At 51.8% G+C, this 423-nt stretch carries 1 rRNA gene; it reads right to left on the bottom strand.

The features are described 5' to 3' along the window. Positions 1–68: 68 nt before the first annotated feature. Positions 69–185 (bottom strand): 5S ribosomal RNA (gene rrf, locus GTO91_RS17705). Between the last annotated feature and the right edge of the window lie 238 nt (positions 186–423).

Raw genomic sequence — 423 nt, 5'->3', positions numbered from 1 at the left:
CAGTTTTAGGCCCATCATGACCCGCTCAGTTTCACACTAAACTGTCGGGCCTGCCGGTTTCCCGGCCGAACCGGCGACGTCCTACTCTCCCAGGGACCAACGTCCCAAGTACCATCGGCGCTGGAGAGCTTAACTTCCGTGTTCGGGATGGGAACGGGTGTGACCTCTCCGCCATTGTCACCAGATCATTGTATTGTGTTGTTGAGTTACCGGTTTTTAGCCAGACTTCCCCAAATCATCGCTTGTCGCGACTCATCAGTGTCTGTCCGTTCACCGGAATTCAGAGTTTATCATACCGGTCAATCAAAATCAACCGGTATGTTTTACCTCAAATTCCTGTGAACTGATTGTTCCGGTCCCTCAAAATCAAACAGTTGCGATACGTGCGTCGACTCCATAGAAAGGAGGTGATCCAGCCGCACC

Origin of the sequence: Heliomicrobium undosum, assembly GCF_009877425.1 — a bacterium.
Taxonomy (GTDB): domain Bacteria; phylum Bacillota; class Desulfitobacteriia; order Heliobacteriales; family Heliobacteriaceae; genus Heliomicrobium; species Heliomicrobium undosum.
Note: the sequence above shows the minus strand (reverse complement) of the source record. Positions and strands in the feature narration are given on the sequence as shown.